We start from the raw sequence: 22,404 nt of genomic DNA on the forward strand, positions 1-22,404 counted from the left end.
TAGGTCTCCTAACCCGCATGCCTTAATGCACGTGCTTGTTCCACAATTGCAATAAAAGCCTCATTCATATCAACAATATGTTTATCTTTACTTGCCAATTCGCGGACCTGTTGAGGAGAACCTAGGACTAGTAACTTTCCTGCATCTTGTATAGCAATGCGGTCACAATATTCTGCTTCCTCCATAAAATGAGTGGTAATAATGATGGTAATGCCTTGATTTGCGAGTTTACCAATGCTGTACCAAAATGAACGCCGTGCAAGTGGGTCTATTCCGCTCGTAGGTTCGTCTAAAAATAAAATTTCTGGTTCATGTAATAATGCAGCCGCCATAGATAAGCGCTGTTTATAACCACCAGGTAAATCACCACTTTTAATTTGCGGCTCTAAATCATATTGCTGTAAAGCTTTATCAATTTGTTGATCTAGTTTTTTGCCCGATAAACCATAGGCTCCACCAAAAAACTTTAAGTTTTCCAACACAGTTAAATTGCTATACAGTGCAAATTTTTGAGAGACGTAGCCTACTTTAGCTCTTGCTTCAGCACGGGCCGTCCGTAAGTTTTTACCAGCAACTTCTAGGTAACCGCTACTTGCCGGTAGTAACCCACATAACATGCGAAATGTCGTGGTTTTACCAGCTCCATTTGGCCCAAGTAACCCAAAGATCTCTCCACGCTGTACAGTAAATGACGTATTTGCAACAGCAGTAAAATCTCCAAAAGTTCTGACTAAATCTTTAACTACAATGACCGCTTGGTCTGATTGCGAATTATTGTTTTGTTCGGATCGAAAAGCCTGCTGAGAAATAGAGATTTGTTGTTTTTGATTTTGCTGTAACAACATCATAAAAGCATCTTCGAGTTCAGGTGGTCGCCTATTTGCCACTAGTCCCAGAGGTAAAATATTTGTTGATAGTTCTTTTTGGCGACTAATAAAGTTTACTTGCTCTCCTCTTGGCACTGCATCAATAATCTCTCCAGAATTTCCAAGCAACTGGGCTTGTACAATCCGAGTCTTAATCTGCTCTGAAGGCTTTATTTGCCATGTTTGCTCATGTACTAACGCTTTTAATTGCTCAGGTGAACCTTGTCTTAAAATTTTGCCTTCGTGCATGATATACACGTAAGCGCACTTTTCTGCTTCATCCATATAAGCGGTACTTATAATTACACTTAAATTTTCTTCCTGAACAAGTTGTTCAATAATGATCCATAAATCCCGTCGTGATAAAGGATCTACGCCAACACTAGGTTCATCGAGCAGGAGTAACTCTGGGGAACGAACTAGAGTACATGCTAATCCTAGCTTTTGCTTCATTCCACCAGAAAGTTGCCCTGCTAGACGTTGAGTAAACTGAGTAAGATCCGTTATCTCCAATAAACGTTTAAATCTTTGGTTACGTACATTTTTTGGAACGCCGTGTAAGTCGGCATATAAATTTAGATTCTCTTGTACACTTAAGTCTTCATAGAGTCCAAAACGTTGTGGCATATAACTAATACGGTCTTGGACAACTTGAGGATGTTTTTCAATATCAAACCCAAGCACATGAAGAGAACCTGAACTCGCTTTATATAATCCTGCAATTAACCTTAATAAAGTTGTTTTACCCGCACCATCTGGACCGACTAAAGCGGTAAGTTCTCCTTTTTTGATTTGCATATTCAAATCAACAATTGCACTAATATCTGCTGAATTTTTATTTTCGGCTTTAAAAGTCATGAATAAATTAAGGGCTTGAACCACTGCTTTACTATCAATCATGGGCTTTCTCATTTAAAGCAAGTGGGACTTTTACTGTCACAGGTTGACCCATTTTTAATTGATCATTCGGATCATGTACATACACCCGAACTTCGTAAACAAGTGTTGTTCTAATCTCTTCTGTCTGTACTGTTTTAGGTGTGAACTCAGCCACTGAAGATATATAGCCAATTTTTCCATTCATAGGCTGATTCGGATAAGTATCACGAATGACTTGAGCCGTGCCTCCCATTTTAATTGAACTTAAATCTTGTTCATTTACATACACACGAATCCATTTTGGATTGGTCAAGGCTAATGTATAAACGGCCTTTTGAGCAGTTGTCATGTCGCCAACTTCTTGCAACCGAGCTCGTACCACTGCATTTACAGGAGACCTTAGTTCTGCTTGAGTAAGGTTATAGTTAATTAAATCTAAATTAGCCTTAGTCACTTCATACTGTGCTCTAGTCGCTTCACGGTCTTCTTTTCGTGCACCTTTAATTAACAATTCTAAATTGGCCTGTCTTTCACGGACCGCTGCCTCAGCACTATGTTGATTGCTTTTGGCATAATCGAGCTCTTGTTGGCTAATTGCTCGACCATCCGTACTGCTTACCAAAATTTGTAAGCGTTGCAAGTTTTTATTGGTTTTATCAAGCTCTGCTTGGGCAGACGCAAGTTGAGCTTTTGCTTGAGTGATTTCTTCAGGGCGAGCTCCAACCTCTTGTTTAACAATTGCCTCTTGTTGAGCTTTAAGTTGTGCTTGAGCTTGCTTTGCCTGAATTTGTAATGCATTGGTATTAAGGGTTGCCAGTACTTGACCTGCTTGAACTTTATCGCCCTCTTGAACTAAAAGTTTCTGAATACGGCCAGATTGTTCAAATGCAAGTGAAACTTGGCGGATATCCACATTTCCATATAAAGTTAATACATTATTATCTAATTGTTTTTTATGATTATATCCCCATACCCAAAAGCCGATGGCAACTACAGCTATAACCACTAAAATGCCGGCAATCACTTTTTTATTCATCTTATTGGCCTTCTTATTAAATTCAAATTTACATAGTTTAAATTCAATTTAAATTTAAATTACCTTAATCTTTGAATAAAAGATATACTTTTATGATGAAATAAAATTAGGTTTAAACATGTCCAGATCTAGACGAAGTGATGGTGATTTGACAAAGACTAAAATTATTGAGGCAGCAGGACCCTTAATCGCCCAATATGGTTTTGCAAAAACAGCAAACAAAACAATTGCCAAAGTAGCAAATGTCGATTTAGCAGCAATTAATTATCACTTTGATGGCCGAGATGGGCTATACCAAGCAGTGTTAATGGAAGCTCATGCCCATTATCTAGATGAACAATACTTACTAGAACTTGTTGAAAGTACTTACTCTCCCGAAGAAAAATTGAGTTTATTACTTGAAACTTTATTACATAAGTTGACGGAAAAAGATGTTTGGCATGGCAAAGTTTTTATTCGCGAACTGTTTTCACCGTCTGAGCATTTATTAAGTTTTATTGAATTAACTGGAATGAGAAAATTTTTTCTTATTCGAAAGTTGATTAGTCAAGTGGCGAACTTAGATGAAAATGATCCGGCCGTTTTACCTTGTATTTTAAGCGTGATGACCCCGTGCATGATGCTTATTATTGCCGGACCTAATGCTCAAGCACCTGAGCCACTTAAAAATATTGCTCAGATGCCCTTACATGATTTAGTTGAACACTTTAAAAAATTTTCATTAGCTGGATTAAAAGCAATTAGCCAATCAAATCTTAAAAATTAGCTATTCAAACATTGCAAAATGGCTTGAACCGGATCTTCTGTATTTCCAGAAATAAGCTGTTTATGCATAGTTAAATGTTGCATTACTTGAATTTGAGCGGTTTCAACATTCATTAGTTTTTCTATTTCAGCCGCTAAATTTTCAGGTGTTGCATCTGCCTGAATCAGCTCTTCAATTACTTTTTTACCCGCGATGATATTTGGCAAAGAGTAATAAGGTATTTTCACCAAGAATTTAGCAATTAAATAAGTTAACCAATGCAGTTTATAGAAAGTGACCATTGGTCTATGCATGAGCATGGCTTCTAATGTCGCCGTTCCAGACGCTAAGGCAATAATGTCACTCGCGTTCATGACCATACGACCAATTTTCGATTCGCTATCCGTATTTTCTAAAATATGAATTTTTGCTTTTAACTGCGGTGCTAATTGTTCAACCCCCTGCTCAATCTGCTGTTTGCGCGCATCATTAATTGCCGGAATTAAAAACTGAATATCTGGATATTTTGTATGCAAAATATTGGCTGCCCCCAATAGCATAGGAAGAAGTCTTTCTACTTCACCTTTGCGGCTACCAGGCAACAAAGCAATATGCTTTTGATTTTCATCAACACCCAATTCTTGTTTAGCAATTTGAATAGGGTTCTCAAGCGGTAATTGTTTAGCTAATGGATGGCCTACAAATGCCGCTGGAACTTCATATTGTTCATAAAAAACTTTTTCAAAAGGAAATAAGCAAAGTACTAAATCTATACTTTGTTTGATGCCATGTACTCGCCCTTGGCGCCATGCCCAAACTGATGGACTCACATATTGAACTGTTTTTATTGGAAGATTCTTTTCTTTGATACTTTTCGAAAGTCTGAGGTTAAAGTCTGGTGCATCAATACCAATAAAAATATCAACTGGATGCTGAGTCCATTGATTAATTAAGCCATCACGTACGGCGAATAGTTTTTTTAAGTCTTTTAATACCTCAACAATGCCCATCACAGACAGAGTTTCCATTGGGTAATAACTGTTAAAACCTTCCGCAATCATTTGAGGGCCACCGATTCCCTCAAATTCAGCATCGATTCCCTGCTCACGAAAACTACGCATGAGTTTTACGCCGAGCGTATCTCCAGAAACTTCTCCAACTACAATGCCTATTTTAAGTTTTCGGTTTGCCAAGGCGATTTACCCAAGAATTTGAAATAATGCATTCTAGCATAGAGGCTTATTAATCTTGAACTTGCCTAATCAATCCCAGCTAAACCTAGCCCTAGCACATCACTATCTAAAATTACATTCATACACTATCTTTTAATCTAAATTAACAATGTTGTTTGAATTGTAGCTTACATTTACAAACAATAAAATAAATGAGAATTATTTACATTATCTTTAATCTTATGAATATCCCACCTCGACCATTTAAGTTGTCTGTAATCGCCTGCGCGATTTGTTATGCCAACCTCACCTATGCCCAAGATGCACAGGTACAAGCTTTGCAAACGATTCAAGTCAAAGCATCAAATGCAGAGCAGTCTTCTGAACAGACCAAGGCATATAATGTTATAAACTCAAGTAGTGCAACCAAGCTTAATATTGAGGCGAAGGAAACACCCCAAACCATTAATGTCGTTACTCGTCAGCAAATTGAAGATTTTGGCCTTACCAGTACTCGTGATGTTTTAAGTAATACACCAGGTGTGACAGTAACTGGATTAGAAACAAACCGAACAACTTATACTGCTCGTGGTTTTGATATTTCAAATATTTTGGTTGACGGAATCGGTATCCCTCAAGTTGATAGCTATAATTATAATAATAGTGATGCAGATAGCTATTTCTATGATCGCATTGAAATTGTAAAAGGTGCTGATGCTCTAACAAATGCTCTAGGTGATCCTGGGGCTACAATTAACTATATCCGTAAACGCCCTACTAAAGAATTTCAAGCAAATGCTGGGGTGAGCTATGGTTCATGGGATACGCAGCGCTATGAAGCTGATATCTCAGGTTCTCTTACACAAGATGGGCGAGTACGAGGACGTCTCGTAGGTTATGAGAAAGTCGGAGATTCTTATCTAGACCGCTATTCAGAAGAAAAAAACGGTTTTCAAGGAATTTTAGAAGCTGACGTTACAGACACTACAAATATTTCAGCAGGATATTCAAAAACTCGTCAATACGCTAATGGTTCGCAATGGGGTGCACTACCCTTAGTTAACTCAAAAGGAGAACCATTAAATTATTCACGCAACTATAATTATGCACCATCATGGACATACTACGATTGGGAAATTGATAATTATTTTGCCAATATTGAACAAAATTTATGGGGAGACTGGAAGCTAAGGTTAGGTTATAACCTTAAAAAATCAGAGGTTAAAGATAAAATGCTTTATCTCAATGGTTCTCCTTCTGCTACAGACAATACATCTGGTATTTCACTATTACCAGAAATTTATAATCAAAAATTTAAAGAAACTACAGCAAATGCAGATATTCAAGGTACGTTTAATTTATTAGGGCAGCAACACGAAGCAAATATTGGTTATAACTGGTCAAAGTATAATGCTCAAAGTGTTTATTCGTATGGTAGTAGTTTAGGCGTTATTACTACAGACTTACCAAGCTGGACACCTGAAGAACCGACTTGGGGAGACTTTACCTATGCTGACCCAGAAGAAAGAGTAATGAAGTCTGTTTACGGTGCCACACGTCTTCATCTAGGTGAGGATCTGAAATTTATCTTAGGTGCTAACTATACTGAAATCGAAACTTTGGATTATAAAAAGAATAAAGTTTCCCCGTATGCGGGTATTACATATAACTTTACTCCTGAATACACAGGTTATATGAGTTATACCTCTATTTTTAGGCCACAAACGGTTATCGATCTTTCTACTAAACAAACCGCTGTACCAGTAGAGGGTGAAAGTTATGAAGTAGGTGTAAAAAGCTCTTGGTTAGATGGTGCTTTAACTGGAAATATCGCTATCTTTAGAACAGACGAAGATAACTTTGCACTAAACCCATTATGGGATCCGCTCTATAATAAATACTCGTCACCAATAGGAACGATTAGATCGCAAGGGGTTGAAGTTGGATTAACTGGAAAATTAACTGATAACTTAGATTTAGTTTTTGGTTTCTCAACATTTAGTCTAAAAAATATGGAATCAGGTGAAAGAGGTAGACCAAATATCCCAACTCAAACACTTAACGTTTTAGCTTCTTATACTGTTCCCCAAATTCCAAAATTGAAAGTTGGTGCAAGCATTAAATGGCAAGATGATATACATGACACCTCTTATTCAACTGTAAAACAAGATGCTTACGCATTGCTTAATGTTATGGCCAGCTATGATTTAAACGAACATGTAATGTTCCAAGTGAATGGCAATAATCTAACAAATGAAAAGTATTTGACAGGTTTATCTGGTGGTCAGGGTTACTATGGTGCCCCAGCCAACTATACAGTTGCTGTAAAGTTTAAATATTAATAGCGTAGCCAATCCCAATTTTGGGGTTGGCTTTCTTTTTATTTTTTTATGTGTCAGTAAATATGTCCAAAACTTTAAATCTTCCCATGTTATATCGCATAAAAGTTTTCTATCGATTCTTAGTTGTTTTCGGTATGGGTTATGCCTGTATGGTGTACTTAAGTCTTGGACTAACTGAAATTTTCCATTTGAACTTAGACAAACCAGAAGCTATCTATTTGGCGGCCTTTATTTCTATTTTGTTTTATGTATTTTTCGTGATTGTTGGTTTCTGCATCCAATCATTATTGCGACTGACCATTTTATCAATCGCATTATTTGCCCTTTTCTTTATTGTGACACGGACGGTAGGTTATGCATAAAGGTATACGTCAATCTATGGCATGGCTCCACTCGTGGACTGGTTTAATTTTTGGATGGCTCGTATTTGCTATTTTTTTAATGGGAAGTTTGTCTTATTACCGCCATGAAATTAATTTGTGGATGCAACCACCCCTTGCACAATTTGAAATAAAACAAGATGTGGCAATTAAAACAGCATATCAATACTTACAAAAACATGCTTCAGATGCTAAATCTTGGTATTTAACTGTTGCTACACCTGAAAGTCCGGTAAATACGATGTATTGGGAAAAACCAGATGGTAGTTATGGGAATGCAACCCTCGATGCAAACACTGGTCAAGAATTAAAACTTTCTGCGACTGAAGGCGGTGACTTTTTCTACCGTTTCCATTATCAACTTTTTGGTGTCCCGATATTAATTGGGCGGTTGGTCGTATCTTTAGCAGCTTTTATTATGTTGATTGCCTTAATCTCAGGCATCATTACTCATAAAAAAATCTTCACCGATTTTTTTACCTTGCGTACCTTTAAATCACAGCGCTCATGGTTAGATTTTCATAATGTTTCATCTGTTATTGCTCTACCCTTCTTTTTAACGGTCACTTTTACTGGCTTGGCTATTTTCTTCTATTTATATTTACCTTGGGGAATGCAAAAACTCTATCCAGAGAATCCATATCAATATTTCAATGATATACGTACAAAAACAGTCACAGAAAGTACAACACCGCATCCTGCACAGAATTTACCAGTTGAAAAGCTATTAGCTCAACTTAAACAGCGTTGGGGAAATCAAACTTTAGCAACTATGAGTGTTAAAAATCCAAATACGAATCAGGCTCAAATTACGTTTATTCAGCAAGAAGACCATTCTATTACCCGTAATCAAGCACAAATCACATTAGATGCTACAAATGCTAAAGTCTTGGGTGATACACGTAATCATAGTCCTATTGCCACTCTTTATGCGGGAGTATATGGCCTCCATATGGCAACTTTTGCTCAGCCTCTACTTCGCTTAGGATTGTTTTTCTCTGGCATTTTAGGCTGTGTAATGATTGCCTCTGGCTTGTTGCTTTGGAGTCTTAAACGCCAACTTCAAAGTAAAAATAGTCAGTTTCATTTCGGGTACTATTTAGTTGACCGTTTAAATGTTGCTACCTTTGTAGGTTTGCCTTGTGCAACTCTTGCTTATTTGTATGCGAATCGATTGTTTACTGTCACGGCCACCACTGTTAATTATGAAATTTATAGTTTCTTCTTCGTGTGGCTCATGAGCTTTATTATTGCGCTCATCACTAAAAAACAATATTTATGGCCAACTCAACTAGGTATTTTTATTCTGCTTAGTATTGCACTCCCTATCTTGAATATAAGTTATTTACTGAAAAATAATTATATTCAAAACTTTAGTGGTTATTGGGATTTTGCACGTATAGATATATTTTTCTGGTTATTTGCAGCTTTAGCCTTTTTTATATTTCTTAAAATTAAGCCTATTCAAAATAAAGCTTCAGATAAAATTCAAAAAAAGCTGAGTAAGTTAAATATTGAGGTGAATTCATGATGTTCTTTGTGTTTATCCTGACTTTACTAGGTATGTATTTACTATTCATATCGACTGAAAAATATAGATCACCGAAGTCGGCAGGCCATTTTAAATTATTTGCTCAAAAATATTATTCATTGTTGAGGATATTGGCCTTTTTACTATTTGCGTTGAGCGGGTTTATTCTCATCAAAAAATATGGTTTTTCAATTGGTTTTGTCAGCTGGTGGATCTTTGCAACACCCTTAACCTTTTTGCTGATACTTTGGCTTAATCCGCTCAAGCCATCAAAAACTTCCTCTAAGTCATCAATTTGAATAAAATTTCCTCAAGCTAAGCATGATTTTGATTGCTTAGCTTTTTTTTGCATAAGTAAATCATTATTCATGACAACTGTTTATCTCTAAAAGGAATAAGATATCTGCGTTTCGTGATAAGTGGCGATAAAGATGTCTGGTGCTTTTGAATTTATCTTGGCAGGTATGTTAGTTGGCTTCTGTGTAGGTATTACAGGAGTTGGTGGTGGATCATTAATGACACCAATTTTAATTGGTCTTTTTAGGATTGAACCGCATATCGCAATTGGTACTGATTTACTTTACGCCGCGATCTCTAAGTTCTGTGGATCGATGGTTCACGCAAAAAAACTTAATATCGTGTGGCCGATTGTTTTATGGTTAGCGGTCGGTAGTATTCCGGCATCTTTTGGTACTGCGTGGGTACTTGAGCATTATTTAAGTCAGTCAACTCATTATAAAGCTGTATTAACCATGGTATTAGGCTTTATGTTGACCTTAACTGGTGTTTCCATCATTTTCCGTACTCGGATTGAAAAGTTCTTTAATAAATTCCGAAATAAAGAGAATACTCAAACTGAAAATGAGCAATTATCTGTTCAAAATAAGCGTACCTATATTGTGATTATGGGTATTATTTTAGGTGTATTCGTAACACTATCATCAGTCGGCGCTGGTGCCTTTGGAATTATGGCACTTGTAATCATGTTCCCTAACTTACCAATGATTCGTATTATTGGTTCCGATGTCGTACACGCTGTACTCTTAACCCTAGTCGCAGGTCTTGGGCATATGAGTGCCGGTAATGTCGACTTTGTGCTGCTTATGTGGTTATTAGTAGGTTCAATTCCGGCAATTATTATTGGAACATTAATTAGCTCACGTATGCCGGAACGTTTAATCCGTAAAATTTTGGGTATTACACTATTTGCTCTTGGTGTTAACTTTATGGTCCACCCAGTCAAAGCCAAACCAAAAGCAGCTGTGGTACAACAACAAGCAGTAGTTGCTGAAAAAACAGGCAACTCGACCGAAAGATAGTAAAATCAATGGGATTTTTCCAAACTGAATTGCCATGAGATGTAGTATTTTCATAATTATTTCATGGTATATTCAGTACACAAAACAACCTTTAGTATGATCGAACCAGTGACAGCAATGACTACACATTCAAATTCCGTTTCCAAGCCAGATATCGACGACGTTAACATTAAAAGCATCCAAACTCTTGTAACACCAGCTGAGCTTAAATCAGAACTTCCGTTATCTGATGTTGCTTCACAAACTGTTCTAAAAGGCCGCGAAACTATTCGTAATATTTTAGATGGTTCAGATAAACGTTTATTTGTCGTTATTGGTCCTTGCTCTATTCATGATCCAAAAGCTGCTCACGAATATGCTGATCGCCTAAAAGCGCTAAGCGAAAAGGTTAAAGATACTTTATATCTGGTTATGCGTGTTTATTTTGAAAAACCACGTACCACAATTGGCTGGAAAGGCTTAATTAATGATCCGGATATGAATGACTCATTTAACATCGAAAAAGGTTTACGTATTGGCCGTAAACTTTTGCTTGAGTTAAATGAAAAAGGTTTACCTTGTGCAACTGAAGCACTTGATCCTAACTCTCCACAGTACTATCAAGACTTAATTTCTTGGTCTGCGATTGGTGCACGTACAACCGAAAGCCAAACTCACCGCGAAATGTCTTCTGGTCTATCATCACCAGTAGGTTTTAAAAATGGTACAGACGGCGGTTTAACTGTCGCAACCAATGCCATGCAGTCTGTTAAATATGGCCATAGTTTCTTAGGCTTAAATGAAGACGGTCAGGTTTCAATCATTAATACAAAAGGTAACCCTTACGCACATGTGGTATTGCGTGGTGGCAACGGTAAACCAAACTATGATGCTGGCTCTGTTGCAGAAGCAGAAAACGCTTTAGCGAAAGCAAAAGTGAGCAACAAAATTATGATTGATGCAAGCCACGCTAACTCGAATAAAGACCCTTACTTACAGCCGCTTGTTCTTAAAAACATTACTGAACAGATTTTAGATGGCAATAAGTCAATTGTAGGTATTATGGTCGAAAGTCATCTAAAAGGTGGTCGCCAAGATATTCCTGACAATCTTTGTGACCTTGAATATGGTAAATCAGTAACTGATGGTTGTATTGACTGGGAAACTACTGAAAAGACCTTGCTTGAAATGCATGAAGCTTTAAAAGAAGTTTTACCAAACCGCTAATTCATCTTTTTAAGATTGAAAATTAAGCCCTCATTTTTTTGAGGGCTTTTTTTTATTTTATTGAGGTGGAATTTAACATCAAACTAAATAAAAATAGCTTACGACAAAAGTAAACATTAGTACAGTTTCTCCTATTTCAATCGCTGCACCGACGGTATCCCCTGTAATACCGCCAATCCTTTTTATAAACACATGTCTTAAATAAACAAGACTGATTAAAAAACCAATGATGGCAATAAGCCCTTGCCACCCCCAATATAAAGCCAATAACAAAACTATCGTAGTTATTATCCATGAAGCAGTTTTGGGTAAATGGCCTGTCAAAGAACGGCCTAAGCCTTTTTCGCGGACATATGGTGTAGTTAAAAACATAATAGATGGCACCACACGCCCAAGGATAGGAATGCATATTAAAAATAAAGATTGATGCTGTTCAATCAACACATAAACTAGTGCAAATTTGAGCAAACATATGATAACTAAGCTGAGAACTCCAATTGGACCACAACTTGGATCCTTCATGATTTGTAAAGTACGTAGTTTATCTCCAAAACCGCCTACCCACGCATCGGCAGTATCTGCTAACCCATCTAAATGCAATCCACCTGTCAGCCAGATCCATAAAGCGAGTACGATTGCCGCAAGTAAAAGAGCGGGTAATTTAACAAAAATACAGGTAACAAGAAAAAGTATGCCCCCAATAATCAGACCAACTAGAGGATAAAACAGAATAGCTCGACCATTTTGTTGCGCCGTTGGTATTGTTTTTAGCTCAATAGGCAGAACAGTTAAAAATTGCAATGCTATCCAAAAAGGTGTCATATCCAAGTCTCTAACTGGTCTATATTTAAAAACAAATTGAATTATGAAGAAATAAAAATGGGAATAGCAATCCCTATTCCCATTAAAGACTTCAAAAACTGAAAATCTATTGCATTTGATAGCACTGTTTCAATTTGATGTAGTCATAGTAAAAACTGGTTGGTGTATAACGTGCATAATTACATGCAGGTTTAAATAAAGTTTCTTTTTCGTTATAAAGCATTTTTACCAAAGTAGAGCCTTGGTTATTTTGGTAAATATCCCACTGTACATTTGCCGCCATAGGTGAAACTACTTCACCACGCCATGCACTTGTCGAGTAATTATAAGTCTGGCGTAGTGGTAACGGCTGCATCATATTATGCAAATCTAAGCTAGTTGCCAGAGGAATAATAATTTCAGCATGGGCAAACCGTAAAACTGCTTTATAAGGTTGGGCTTTATTCACAACAGCATCAACTTGTTGGAACAGGTCTTGTTTAAGTCCTTGGGCGATTTCACTGGTGACTTGATTTGATTCTGTAAAGCTTGGGCCTTTTTCGTAAAAATCATTGGCATCATTAAATTCAGCATAAAATTTTGCGGCTTCCAAAGGCATATATTTATCAAAATCAATACCTTTTAACTCATCTTTCATACCACCAAAAATTGAATAGAGTTCATAAATATAAGCCGCTGCATCAACTGCGCTGGCAATTGTATTTTTCCCCTTACCTTTTTCTGTAATTTGCTCACCTTTAGGCGAAGTTACTGTAAAGGATCCGGTATTGCTAAAGCTATAACCAGTGGTACCGAGCTTTTTAATGAAGTCAGCTTTAAAAATCGGGCTGAGTACCAGTTGGGCAGTTTTTTCAGCCTGAGTATTATTAGATAACTCATCTAACTTTTGAGCTAAATCTTTATTATTTTCTTCAAAATCTTGATAGGCCTGACTAGCATCATAAATTTTTTGTTGGCTAGCACTCAGTGGTTGAGCTAAGTCTTCGTCTGCATTCAAGCTATGAAAATAAAGTTTAAAACGATCAACGCCACCATCTTCAATACTTGGCACGCTTTCACTCGATAAATTGGTATAAGACAATGGAACAATTTTATCTTTCAGTTGGGGTTGTTGTTTAATGAGTTCAGCAGTGAAAAATTTAGCACTATCTACCGCACGGTCTACTCCAGAACTTTGTACTAATATAGATGCCTGTGAATTTATAAGAGTTGGTAAGCGCTGTAATAAGCGATCGGCAATACCGCGGTGTTCTAAAATACCAGTCATGGTCTCATTTCCATAACCGTACTGACGGATCCCTTCAACACCATAACCTAACAAAATATTCGCTTTCATCATTGCTTCTAAATCAGCACCTAATTGCTCACCTAGTGGCGTTAAAGCATTTTCAGCTTTCGCCTGTTTCCATAAATTATAAAGTGCTAAATCATATTTCAGACTTGATAAACCTCTCGAACCGTGACGTGCCACTAACTCTGTAAAAACTGGCTGGAACCCAGTCGGCGCTTGTTCATAGCTTTTTAAGTCTTGTTGAGGTTGGTAAGGCGTTTTCGTTTGATAATATTTTGATGGGTTTGTAGATGGTGCAGTTTGAGCTTCTTGATCATCATTGTTATTACAAGCCGCGAGCAATAATGATGCTGCAAGCACAGTTGTTTTAAATAAAATATTCATAAGCCAGATGTGTGATTAATAAGAAATGCCAATAGCTTAGATACTAGCAATGACAGTTCTATTACACAGGCTAAAATAACATTTTAAAAATAATAACTTACAAGTGTATAAAAATATAAAACTACTATCTTAACTTAAAAGTTAATTGACCATCTGTTTCAGAAAATTCGAGTGAATATAATTTTCCAAGCTCTGCCGGCATTTTAAGTAAGTCATCTAGAGGCTGTTGTCTGGCTAAACAAGCCAATAGCTTAATCACACCGCCATGAGTAACAACTAAAGCATGCTGTAAGTTTTGCTTTTGCATATGCTCCAGCAAATCTTGAAAGCCTTTAAGAACCCTTGTTTGAAACTGGTCTAATGTTTCTGCGCGAGGTGGACAATATTGACTTGGTTTTTGCCAAAAGTTTGCCAGTAATTCGGGTGAAGTTTCATAAATTTGCTGAGTTGAGATGCCTTCCCATTCACCAAAATACATTTCTTTTAAGTCATGATTTACAAGTAAGGGGAGTTCTGCTGTTTTGGCCAGTTGCTCGGCAAAACAAACACATCTTTTTAATGATGAACTTACAATGACATCCCATGGCTGATTTGAAACTTGCTCAATGGTTGCCTGCATTTGCTGCCAACCTTTTGCTGTTAACTCATCATCTAAATGGCCACGTAAGGTATGGCTATACTGGCTTTCTCCATGTCTGAGCAAATCAATCCTAAATTTAGCCAATTTTATTTCCGCTTACAGCCGCTTGAGCGAAGGTAGCCATTTGGTTATGTAAAGCACAAGCCATTTTAACCAATGCCAAAGCAGCGCCAGCACCACTACCTTCCCCCAAACGCAAATTCATTTTTAAAATTGGGTCAGCATTGAGTTCTTGTAAAATACGGCGATGTCCATATTCAGCCGATTGATGACCAAACAACATCCAATCACGCACTTGAGGATTCATCCGCACAGCACATAAAGCGGCTACAGAACTAATAAAACCGTCTACAATCACAGGTAAACCCACTTGCGCACAGCGGATATAAGCACCTGTAATTGCCGCAATTTCCAAACCACCTACAGCACATAGTGTTTTGAAGACATCACCAATGACATGTTTATGATGAAGTTCAATTGCTTTTTCAATTACTTCAATTTTATGTCTTAACTGATCAGCACCAATTCCTGTACCTACTCCAGTCAATTGCTCGGCAGTATCATTTAATAAAAGGCATGCTAAAGCAGAGGCAGAACAGGTATTTCCAATCCCCATTTCACCCGCAATATAAATATCTGCTCCATTCGCTTTAGCAGTATCTACACTTTTTTTCCCTAACTCTAAGGCAGCACGGCACTCGTCAGCATTCATTGCAGCTTGTTTGGCAAAATTTGCTGTGCCGGCACGAATACAATGACGTTCAACACCTGCATATTCGTATGCTTCGCCTGCTGTACCGCAGTCAATCACTTGCAAATGAGCTTGATGATATTTGGCAATGACACTAATTGCCGCACCGCCAGTTGTGAAGTTTTGCAACATTTGACGAGTAATAGCTTGAGGATATGCAGAGATATTTTCTTCAACTACGCCATGATCACCTGCAAAAATTGTAATCCATGGATGGTTAACTTGTGGATGCGTATTTGACTGTAAACTGGCAAGTATGATTGCAATCTGCTCTAGATCCCCTAAAGCACCTGTAGGTTTGGTAAGTTGGAGTTGATGTTGCTCAGCTTGTTGTTTTGTATCTAAATTAGGTTGCTGCACAGATTGTAACCACCAGTTCATTTTTATTTCTCACCTTTTAAAATCATTGGAAAACCAGCCACACAAAACACAACCTTATTTGCAATTTGCCCTAGAGCTTGATGTAGTCTGCCTGCTTCATCGACAAACCGACGACTGATCTCACCGAGTGGCACAACGCCTAACCCCGTTTCATTACTTACTAAAATAATTTCTGACTCGAGTGTGGGTAAAACTTTTAACAGCTGCTCACACTCAAATTGTTGAATGTTTTGATCTTCTAAAAGTAACAAATTGGTTAGCCAAAGTGTTAAACAATCCACCAGAATAATTTGGTTAGGTCGATCAATTTCTTGCAGAGTTTTTGCTAAAAATAATGGTTCTTCAACCAAAGACCAGTGAGCAGGACGCTGATTTTGATGATGGACGATTCGGCTTTGCATTTCTGGATCAAGCGCTTGCGCCGTAGCCACATAAGTGACAGCTAATTGCATAGATATGGCCGTTTGTTCAGCCAATCGGCTTTTGCCAGAACGGGCACCACCTAAAATCAATTGCAACATGAATCACCTAAAAACAAATGCTGATACGGATACAGCTGACCTTGTAAAATTTGAGCTTGATAATAGCCAAAGCTTAAATGCTCAACTTTAAGATCAAATTCAGCCTGTGTGTATTGTACAGGTAATTGAGAAATTTTTTGTAAAATCAAATTACTACTATAGTCTTTCTTATACAAACCCAATGTAATGTGCGGGCAATAATCTAAAGCGGCAATTTCATTAGAAACTATACCTAATTTTTGCCGTATGAGAGATAAGTTATTTTCGGTGTCTTGGACTTCTACAAATAAAGCACTACTAAAGCTATCAACTGAACCAATTTTTAATTGAAATGGTGCAATATCTTCTTTTCTTAAAATTTCCCTTTGCTGCACAAAGCCACTAAAACAAAAGTCATCATCATGAACTTTATTTTCATGGGTCAAGAATCCACATATAAACAGCGTGACATGATATTGACGGTGATTAGGTTCTACTAGATATTCTGAAAAATGCGCACGCAATTGATCTAGATAATGAACTAATTTCTGATCATTAATTTCTAGATACCACAATGCGTAATTTTGACGCCCAAGGTGCCATTCGGGATAATCCCGTATAGGTGTTGGCACCATGAGTGTGGAGGGTTTTAACAGCACAGTTTTAATTCAAAATTATTCAAATTTTGTATTAAAACATGTTTGTCTTTCAATTGTTGAGGTTAATTCAATAAGCAAACTCAAACATATTGATTTGATGTAGTTTTGGTATTGTTCAGCTTAATGTCCAAAGGTTGTTTACCTTGTTCAGAAAACAAATATTGGATAAGTTGAACCAATTCAGCTTCAAACTGTCTTCTTTGAGTTGTACTCAAGTCTAGGTTCTGAATTTGCTGCTGCAGATGTTCAACAGCTTTAGTCTCTTCAATTTCTAAAAATTGAATCGCATAGGCATAACCTAAAGCAGCACCTTTTACTAAGTTTTTATAAGACAAATCATGACGAATATTCACAGCAATTGATGCCATGACACGCTCATTATGATTGAGTTTGCGTAGTGGATCTCTAGCTACGCGTTGACAAGGATCTTTAAATGCATATTCACATGAGTTTAGAAAACTTTGTGACATTCGATCCAAATCTTTTGCATAGTTAGGTAATACAATTGCAAGTCCCTGCTTCACTTCTGCAATTAAGTTCTCTGCAAATGCTTTAACTAAATGATCACCCATGGCAATACCAATAGATTCATAACCCATTAAAGATGCATACCAAGCAAGCATCGCATGTACACCATTCCATAAACGATTTTTAATGAGTTGAATGTCAGTAATTTGGTCAACCAATACCACCTGACGCAACTTTTCAAGTAAAGGACTGCCTTTCTCTACATAGATTGGCATATCAGTTTCACTATGGAACAAGATTAAATCCATGCTTTGTAAGATATGTCCCGGCTGGAAATTACGGCGCATGTTATCAACATAGATAGAAGCCTGATTTAGTTGATCTGGAGTTAGTTTATTACAGTCTTCAATTTCGATTTGGTCTTCTTGCTCCACATCTTCTAAATGCTGTTCAAGAAAATTATGCTTAATACGAAGTTGACGATATAAATTCTGATTAGAAAGTTTTGAAACCATACGGTTTACAACGGTGTCGCAAAAGTAATGCTCTTTTAAAATATGCTCGGTTACATCTTCATCGTTGGTTAACTCTAGTAGAGCTTCTTTAAGATGCTTCATAACCAAATATTTCGCACCAACCTTATTTAAAATAATTAGAAAGGTTAAAGGTTCTATACATGTTTCAAGTTGCGAATTAAAACGCGCATATAACCCTTTTGCAATTATCTTTGATTCAGGTTCGATCGCTTGCTCAGGCAAACATAATGCAATCAAACTTGAATGAGTATACATCTCTAACATTTGTTGTTCATTGTCAGAATCAACAATGGTCATATTTTCAATACGTTCATCATAAGAAAATTGCCCATAGCGAATACTATAGGTTCCAAACGCATTTACAGCTTCTCGGAAAAGACTATTTCGTGTTGACGCAATTATACGTTTTGGTTTCGTATAACCATCCCAATGCGACAAGATCTGCGCTATATAACCACCGCCAATAGCACCGAAACCATGTATTCCAACAGTAAGCTGATTCAGACTTTGCGGAAAAGGTTCCTGTATCTCTGGCATATCCATAACGGGAATAAATTGGTCAAGGTCGGTTAAAAAGTCATACATCTGGTCATAATAAAAATGCGCTTTTTCCAGCATTTCATCATTGGGTTCTTTAATATCTTTTAATAAAATCGTTAAACCTTTCGATGTGTGGGCTGAAGTTAAACCATTTTCCGAATCTTCAAACATTAAACATTGGTTAGCGTCTAAATGAAGTTGACTAGCCGTTTTTAAAAAGATTTCTGGATGTGGCTTCCCTTGTTCTACTTCATCCCCACAAGTAATGACATCAAAAAATTTATAAACATTTGCATTAATTAAATATTCTTCGGCAATTGCTCTACGGCTTGAAGTAGCCACAGCCATTCTTAAACCAGATTTTCTTAAACGCTCTAGAACTTGAACCAAACCTTTTTTAATAGGTACGCCGTGTTTTCGAATATGTTCTAGTTCCATCTCATCGGCACGTTTTCGAATTTCCTTATATGGAACATCTACTCCGTATAAACGTTGTGCAAGCTTTTCCGCTGTAGTCGCACTTAACCCCAAACATTGCATTAAATATTCGTGTGAAACCTCCTGCCCAATGAGTTCTTGAGATGCCTGTTGCAATGTTTGAAACCGCAACCGTTCAGTATCAAACATTGTCCCATCCATATCGAAGATAGCTCCATGAACAGGTTTTCCATGAAAAATAAGCACGTTTTTACCTCTTTTTTGATCATGTTTTATTCAGGGTATACAAAAAATTGCTAAAAAAGGCAGGATGATAATAAATGAAACATTAGTGGTTATTTTTTAATCAAAAATATAAGCAATCTGTTACTGAGAAGAGTTAAACACTCAAAAAGGTTGAACAATATAGATAATTCTGAAACTGAGTTTAAACACAAAAGTAGCAAGCCTTCCTCGCTTACTACTTTTGCTTCTTCTTTTTATGCGCTGATCATGTTTATTTTTCTTAGGTCCATTTACTGCTAAACAAACCTGCATTGTTTTTATTATGTCTTGCAGGTCTACCCATACCAGAAATTAACTCGCTTTTTGCTGTAATTTTTGTTGCGATGCCTGGTATAACTCAAAAAATCTGTCATAGAACTTTTCACGGAAACAGTAATACAACATTGCCGTTTTTTCCGGCATTGGAATTAAGCCCTGCTCTTCATAGCACATGTCTTCTACTACAGCCGCATAAGGCTTCACTGTATGATCTGGCTCTCCTACAATTCTATTTGTTGGGGAATTTTCAAAAATATAGAAATTCAATAAACGAATTGTTGGGCGCAAAAAGCCTTGACCAAAAGCAGATTTCTCCCCAAATAGTAAATGCCAACCTAAATCATTGTCTTCACCTTTATAATAACGAGCTAGGCGATCACGCTTCCCTTCATAAATTTCGGCATACCCCACGTCTTGACCATTGATTCCTACAATCATTAAACGTTGATGATCATCAGCTAGCATTTTTTCAAAATAAACTTTGAGTTCTATTTCGCTTTTATTTAATTGCCACTGAGGAATAACGTGTGGCTCATGCATCCAGCGGTGTAATAGTGGTATATCTTGAGGATACTGAACCTGACGTAATGAGTAGCTAACATCATTTTCAATATATTCAAAATAATCTGGGAGCTTTTGTGAAAGCGTAAGCATTATAACGGTCCTTGCTATGACATAACCTATAATTGATAATGATAATCATTTTTATTTAAGATGCAAGCTTATTTTTACTATTTTTTTTATTGCATAAATCATGGACAAAAAATTCAGCTTTCCCCCTACTAATATTTAAGGTACCCACTCAACAATCGAGAAAATAATTGCAACGACGATTACCATTAACCAAATAGGAATAAAATATTTTCTAAAAAAATAAAAAACAATAATTTGCAAAAAGAAAGCGGTTGTGATTATGGCAAAAAACCATGATAAGACTCCTACTGAGCTTCCTTCAAAGGAGCAATTCCAAAACAATGAACTAAGCAAAAATAATATGGTTGTTCCATATAAAACACGTCTAGATGTGCTTGTAAGCCAGCTATATTGAAGCTTTTTCTGACCAAATTGGCTGAGCATACATGCTTGCATTATGGCAGCAATAGCCCAAAATAATGATGCAAAGCTCATTTAGCCTCTCCTAACGTAATAAATTTGGTTTGGTAGAAGCGTAATACTACTAAATAGAATAGCCCGAGCAGTATGAGCGCCAGATCGATACCAGCAAGAGACCAATGCACAGACTTTAGACTATTTAATAAAGAGGCTTCTGGTACCAGAACGACACTAATAACAGGAATAAGCAATAAAACAGCAGCCGTAATATATAGCATGATGATTATTCCCTTCCTTATTGAGCAGCTAAAGCTAATCAATAAGCTTAATAGCCATGCTATATAAAATGCAGAAACCTCGTATAGTTCCCTCGGCTCAAATGAAGCAGGTATAATCCGACCAACCATTAAATAAAAGGCTGAGGCAAAAGGCAGCCCTAAGAAAGTAAAAAAGTTCAAATGCTGTACTAATCTATATCCAAATTTCTTTTGTTCTTTGATGCGCTTTTTTTGCCATAGTAATGCGCCTGCAACCAACATGACACATCCGATTATTCCTAAACAAGCAAAAATAAAACGCATCCAGATAGAAGCAAAGTAACCTAAATGAATCCCATAACTTGATGAACCTAATTGTGCTATTGCACTTAAATTTCGTGGCTGATTGAGTCGTTCAGCCGTATTTGTTGCAAAAATATATTGAGGAGTATTTAAGGTAATAATATTTTTATAGTTATAGTCAAATGTAATCATGCCATCGGCTGTATTAGGCTTTTGAACTTCAAATTTATCTAAAATAGCTCCAGATTCTGTTCGCTTAGGCATTTGTGCCATGAATTGATTAAAAGGTTGCATCGCTTCTGTTAAGGAAGGTTCTCGAGGTTTTGCCACCTCGGTAAACTGCATTTCATTATAGAACTTAGATATACCAGCTTTACCATATTGTTCCGATAATCCCCACGGTAAAACTAGATAAAATAAAATCAACAATCCAGTAAAGGCCATCACCAAATAAAAAGGAAAAGTGATAACTCCTGTTATGTGATGAAGATCTAATAAAGAACGCTGTCCTTTAAAAGCCCTAAAGGTAAAAAACTCTTTAATAATTTTCTTATGTGTAATCACACCTGTGATTAAACTAATTAATAGAATTAAGGCAACAACTGCTACAACTAAGCTACCGAACGTGCTTGGCAAAGGATAAAGCGTGTAATGTAGTTTGAAAAAGAAATCTCCACCCAAAGTCTTCCGTACAGGTTCTAATAGCTCTCCGGTATTAGGGTTTTGTAACTCTTGATGTTTCCCCTCTTTATCCTGCCATTGAAGTAGGTTCACAGGCATCCGCTCATTGGCTACTGTGACTCGCCATCTTTTGGCATTTGGTGCATGTTGGTTGAGATAGTTAAACGCAGTTTGCGCAGAATGTTGTGCAGAAGGGACTGTTTGAATATGGCTGATTGCTTCTGGCTGTGCCCAAACATTAATTTCCGTCCGAAAATAAGCAATAGAGCCCGTAAAAAAAATGAAAAAGATAACCCAAAGAACAATAATTCCAAACCAACTGTGTAGTATTGCCTGAATTTGACGAAAATTCATTTAAGCCACTCCCCATTTAGCTAATAGCCAATAGCTCACTAATAACACTACGCCTAAGCTATTGATCATCCAAAACCATAGTTTTGATAAAATGGAACTCGTAAAGACAATATAAAAAATAAAAAAGATAAAACTGATAAATACCGAAAAATAAACATTCTCTGCTTTAGCAAAAGGTAACCATTTGGCCAAAACAAGGCTGAGCCATGAACTGTAGCAATAAGCGGCTAAACAGATAAAAAAGATCCTGCTATAGGTAAAATTAAAATTTTCTTGTTTTTTTAGATGACTCATTTAAATGGCCTTAAAAATTTAAATATGCCAGAT

General features: G+C 36.9%; 21 protein-coding genes. 7 read left to right on the forward strand and 14 right to left on the reverse strand.

The window, feature by feature from the left end; all coding sequences use genetic code 11:
- Positions 1–8: 8 nt before the first annotated feature.
- Together MKL36_RS05035 and MKL36_RS05040 are read right to left on the reverse strand one after the other, a co-directional pair.
- Positions 9–1,766, reverse strand: a complete 1,758-nt coding sequence (locus MKL36_RS05035) for an ATP-binding cassette domain-containing protein (protein WP_021510798.1) — start codon at positions 1,764–1,766, stop codon at positions 9–11.
- The gene (locus tag MKL36_RS05040; protein WP_021510799.1) at positions 1,759–2,781 is read right to left on the reverse strand and encodes an HlyD family efflux transporter periplasmic adaptor subunit; all 1,023 of its coding nucleotides are present in this window, start codon (positions 2,779–2,781) and stop codon (positions 1,759–1,761) included. The genes MKL36_RS05035 and MKL36_RS05040 overlap by 8 nt, the downstream gene beginning before the upstream one ends.
- Positions 2,782–2,899: 118 nt before the next feature.
- On the opposite strand from MKL36_RS05040, the gene MKL36_RS05045 reads away from it, so the two are divergent.
- Positions 2,900–3,547: a CerR family C-terminal domain-containing protein gene (locus MKL36_RS05045; RefSeq protein WP_000091623.1), complete on the forward strand. Its 648-nt coding sequence runs from the start codon at positions 2,900–2,902 to the stop codon at positions 3,545–3,547.
- Here the strand turns inward: MKL36_RS05045 and lpxB are convergent.
- A complete protein-coding gene (gene lpxB / locus MKL36_RS05050) occupies positions 3,544–4,719 on the reverse strand; it encodes a lipid-A-disaccharide synthase (protein ID WP_000013434.1) in 1,176 nt (391 codons plus the stop codon). The genes MKL36_RS05045 and lpxB overlap by 4 nt on opposite strands.
- Positions 4,720–4,940: 221 nt before the next feature.
- Between lpxB and MKL36_RS05055 the strand changes: the two genes are divergently transcribed.
- From MKL36_RS05055 to MKL36_RS05080, 6 genes are all read left to right on the forward strand, one after another.
- The gene (locus MKL36_RS05055; RefSeq protein WP_021510800.1) at positions 4,941–7,040 is read left to right on the forward strand and encodes a TonB-dependent siderophore receptor; all 2,100 of its coding nucleotides are present in this window, start codon (positions 4,941–4,943) and stop codon (positions 7,038–7,040) included.
- A 62-nt stretch (positions 7,041–7,102) separates the two neighbouring features.
- Positions 7,103–7,402 carry a hypothetical protein gene (locus MKL36_RS05060; RefSeq protein WP_000047700.1) on the forward strand — a complete coding sequence of 100 codons (300 nt, stop codon included), beginning with the start codon at positions 7,103–7,105 and terminating at the stop codon, positions 7,400–7,402.
- Positions 7,395–8,951 carry a PepSY-associated TM helix domain-containing protein gene (locus MKL36_RS05065; protein ID WP_021510801.1) on the forward strand — a complete coding sequence of 519 codons (1,557 nt, stop codon included), beginning with the start codon at positions 7,395–7,397 and terminating at the stop codon, positions 8,949–8,951. Before MKL36_RS05060 ends, MKL36_RS05065 begins: the two co-directional genes overlap by 8 nt.
- On the forward strand, positions 8,948–9,250 hold the full coding sequence (locus MKL36_RS05070; RefSeq protein WP_000971109.1) for a hypothetical protein: 303 nt from the start codon (positions 8,948–8,950) through the stop codon (positions 9,248–9,250). The genes MKL36_RS05065 and MKL36_RS05070 overlap by 4 nt, the downstream gene beginning before the upstream one ends.
- A 132-nt stretch (positions 9,251–9,382) precedes the next feature.
- Positions 9,383–10,270, forward strand: coding sequence for a sulfite exporter TauE/SafE family protein (locus MKL36_RS05075; protein WP_021510802.1), 888 nt, complete (start codon positions 9,383–9,385; stop codon positions 10,268–10,270).
- 96 nt (positions 10,271–10,366) lie between these two features.
- Positions 10,367–11,476 carry a 3-deoxy-7-phosphoheptulonate synthase gene (locus tag MKL36_RS05080; protein WP_000572397.1) on the forward strand — a complete coding sequence of 370 codons (1,110 nt, stop codon included), beginning with the start codon at positions 10,367–10,369 and terminating at the stop codon, positions 11,474–11,476.
- A gap of 78 nt (positions 11,477–11,554) precedes the next feature.
- Here the strand turns inward: MKL36_RS05080 and MKL36_RS05085 are convergent, their stop codons facing one another.
- The 11 genes from MKL36_RS05085 to MKL36_RS05135 form a co-directional block, all read right to left on the reverse strand.
- Complete coding sequence (locus MKL36_RS05085; protein ID WP_017725100.1) at positions 11,555–12,298, reverse strand: adenosylcobinamide-GDP ribazoletransferase; 744 nt, start codon at positions 12,296–12,298, stop codon at positions 11,555–11,557.
- 106 nt (positions 12,299–12,404) lie between these two features.
- A complete protein-coding gene (locus MKL36_RS05090) occupies positions 12,405–13,973 on the reverse strand; it encodes a histidine-type phosphatase (protein WP_017725099.1) in 1,569 nt (522 codons plus the stop codon).
- A 124-nt stretch (positions 13,974–14,097) separates the two neighbouring features.
- A complete protein-coding gene (locus MKL36_RS05095) occupies positions 14,098–14,697 on the reverse strand; it encodes a histidine phosphatase family protein (RefSeq protein ID WP_001051568.1) in 600 nt (199 codons plus the stop codon).
- A complete protein-coding gene (cobT, locus tag MKL36_RS05100) occupies positions 14,690–15,745 on the reverse strand; it encodes a nicotinate-nucleotide--dimethylbenzimidazole phosphoribosyltransferase (RefSeq protein ID WP_021510803.1) in 1,056 nt (351 codons plus the stop codon). Before cobT ends, MKL36_RS05095 begins: the two co-directional genes overlap by 8 nt.
- A gap of 2 nt (positions 15,746–15,747) precedes the next feature.
- The gene (cobU, locus tag MKL36_RS05105) at positions 15,748–16,266 is read right to left on the reverse strand and encodes a bifunctional adenosylcobinamide kinase/adenosylcobinamide-phosphate guanylyltransferase (RefSeq protein WP_000939710.1); all 519 of its coding nucleotides are present in this window, start codon (positions 16,264–16,266) and stop codon (positions 15,748–15,750) included.
- Complete coding sequence (locus tag MKL36_RS05110; protein ID WP_021510804.1) at positions 16,254–16,880, reverse strand: 2'-5' RNA ligase family protein; 627 nt, start codon at positions 16,878–16,880, stop codon at positions 16,254–16,256. Before MKL36_RS05110 ends, cobU begins: the two co-directional genes overlap by 13 nt.
- Positions 16,881–16,984: 104 nt before the next feature.
- Positions 16,985–19,132: a bifunctional mannitol-1-phosphate dehydrogenase/phosphatase gene (gene mtlD / locus MKL36_RS05115; RefSeq protein WP_021510805.1), complete on the reverse strand. Its 2,148-nt coding sequence runs from the start codon at positions 19,130–19,132 to the stop codon at positions 16,985–16,987.
- A gap of 330 nt (positions 19,133–19,462) precedes the next feature.
- Positions 19,463–20,083 carry a GNAT family N-acetyltransferase gene (locus tag MKL36_RS05120; protein WP_000956973.1) on the reverse strand — a complete coding sequence of 207 codons (621 nt, stop codon included), beginning with the start codon at positions 20,081–20,083 and terminating at the stop codon, positions 19,463–19,465.
- Positions 20,084–20,218: 135 nt separating this feature from the next.
- On the reverse strand, positions 20,219–20,557 hold the full coding sequence (locus MKL36_RS05125) for a hypothetical protein (RefSeq protein WP_021510806.1): 339 nt from the start codon (positions 20,555–20,557) through the stop codon (positions 20,219–20,221).
- On the reverse strand, positions 20,554–22,077 hold the full coding sequence (locus tag MKL36_RS05130; RefSeq protein WP_021510807.1) for a PepSY-associated TM helix domain-containing protein: 1,524 nt from the start codon (positions 22,075–22,077) through the stop codon (positions 20,554–20,556). The genes MKL36_RS05125 and MKL36_RS05130 overlap by 4 nt, the downstream gene beginning before the upstream one ends.
- Complete coding sequence (locus MKL36_RS05135) at positions 22,078–22,371, reverse strand: hypothetical protein (protein ID WP_000018791.1); 294 nt, start codon at positions 22,369–22,371, stop codon at positions 22,078–22,080.
- Positions 22,372–22,404: the final 33 nt, after the last annotated feature.

Source organism: Acinetobacter sp. AOR12_HL, assembly GCF_027855275.1.
In the GTDB taxonomy this organism is placed as follows: domain Bacteria; phylum Pseudomonadota; class Gammaproteobacteria; order Pseudomonadales; family Moraxellaceae; genus Acinetobacter; species Acinetobacter baumannii.

What these genes read in the sequence shown, in the direction of transcription:
- MKL36_RS05035 (WP_021510798.1), bottom strand. Translation starts at nt 1,766, where the DNA reads ATGATTGATAGTAAAGCAGTGGTTCAAGCCCTTAATTTATTCATGACT.
- MKL36_RS05040 (WP_021510799.1), bottom strand. Translation starts at nt 2,781, where the DNA reads ATGAATAAAAAAGTGATTGCCGGCATTTTAGTGGTTATAGCTGTAGTT.
- MKL36_RS05045 (WP_000091623.1), top strand. Translation starts at nt 2,900, where the DNA reads ATGTCCAGATCTAGACGAAGTGATGGTGATTTGACAAAGACTAAAATT.
- MKL36_RS05055 (WP_021510800.1), top strand. Translation starts at nt 4,941, where the DNA reads ATGAATATCCCACCTCGACCATTTAAGTTGTCTGTAATCGCCTGCGCG.
- MKL36_RS05060 (WP_000047700.1), top strand. Translation starts at nt 7,103, where the DNA reads ATGTCCAAAACTTTAAATCTTCCCATGTTATATCGCATAAAAGTTTTC.
- MKL36_RS05065 (WP_021510801.1), top strand. Translation starts at nt 7,395, where the DNA reads ATGCATAAAGGTATACGTCAATCTATGGCATGGCTCCACTCGTGGACT.
- MKL36_RS05070 (WP_000971109.1), top strand. Translation starts at nt 8,948, where the DNA reads ATGATGTTCTTTGTGTTTATCCTGACTTTACTAGGTATGTATTTACTA.
- MKL36_RS05075 (WP_021510802.1), top strand. Translation starts at nt 9,383, where the DNA reads ATGTCTGGTGCTTTTGAATTTATCTTGGCAGGTATGTTAGTTGGCTTC.
- MKL36_RS05080 (WP_000572397.1), top strand. Translation starts at nt 10,367, where the DNA reads ATGATCGAACCAGTGACAGCAATGACTACACATTCAAATTCCGTTTCC.
- MKL36_RS05085 (WP_017725100.1), bottom strand. Translation starts at nt 12,298, where the DNA reads ATGACACCTTTTTGGATAGCATTGCAATTTTTAACTGTTCTGCCTATT.
- MKL36_RS05090 (WP_017725099.1), bottom strand. Translation starts at nt 13,973, where the DNA reads ATGAATATTTTATTTAAAACAACTGTGCTTGCAGCATCATTATTGCTC.
- cobT (WP_021510803.1), bottom strand. Translation starts at nt 15,745, where the DNA reads ATGAACTGGTGGTTACAATCTGTGCAGCAACCTAATTTAGATACAAAA.
- cobU (WP_000939710.1), bottom strand. Translation starts at nt 16,266, where the DNA reads ATGTTGCAATTGATTTTAGGTGGTGCCCGTTCTGGCAAAAGCCGATTG.
- MKL36_RS05110 (WP_021510804.1), bottom strand. Translation starts at nt 16,880, where the DNA reads ATGGTGCCAACACCTATACGGGATTATCCCGAATGGCACCTTGGGCGT.
- MKL36_RS05120 (WP_000956973.1), bottom strand. Translation starts at nt 20,083, where the DNA reads ATGCTTACGCTTTCACAAAAGCTCCCAGATTATTTTGAATATATTGAA.
- MKL36_RS05125 (WP_021510806.1), bottom strand. Translation starts at nt 20,557, where the DNA reads ATGAGCTTTGCATCATTATTTTGGGCTATTGCTGCCATAATGCAAGCA.
- MKL36_RS05130 (WP_021510807.1), bottom strand. Translation starts at nt 22,077, where the DNA reads ATGAATTTTCGTCAAATTCAGGCAATACTACACAGTTGGTTTGGAATT.
- MKL36_RS05135 (WP_000018791.1), bottom strand. Translation starts at nt 22,371, where the DNA reads ATGAGTCATCTAAAAAAACAAGAAAATTTTAATTTTACCTATAGCAGG.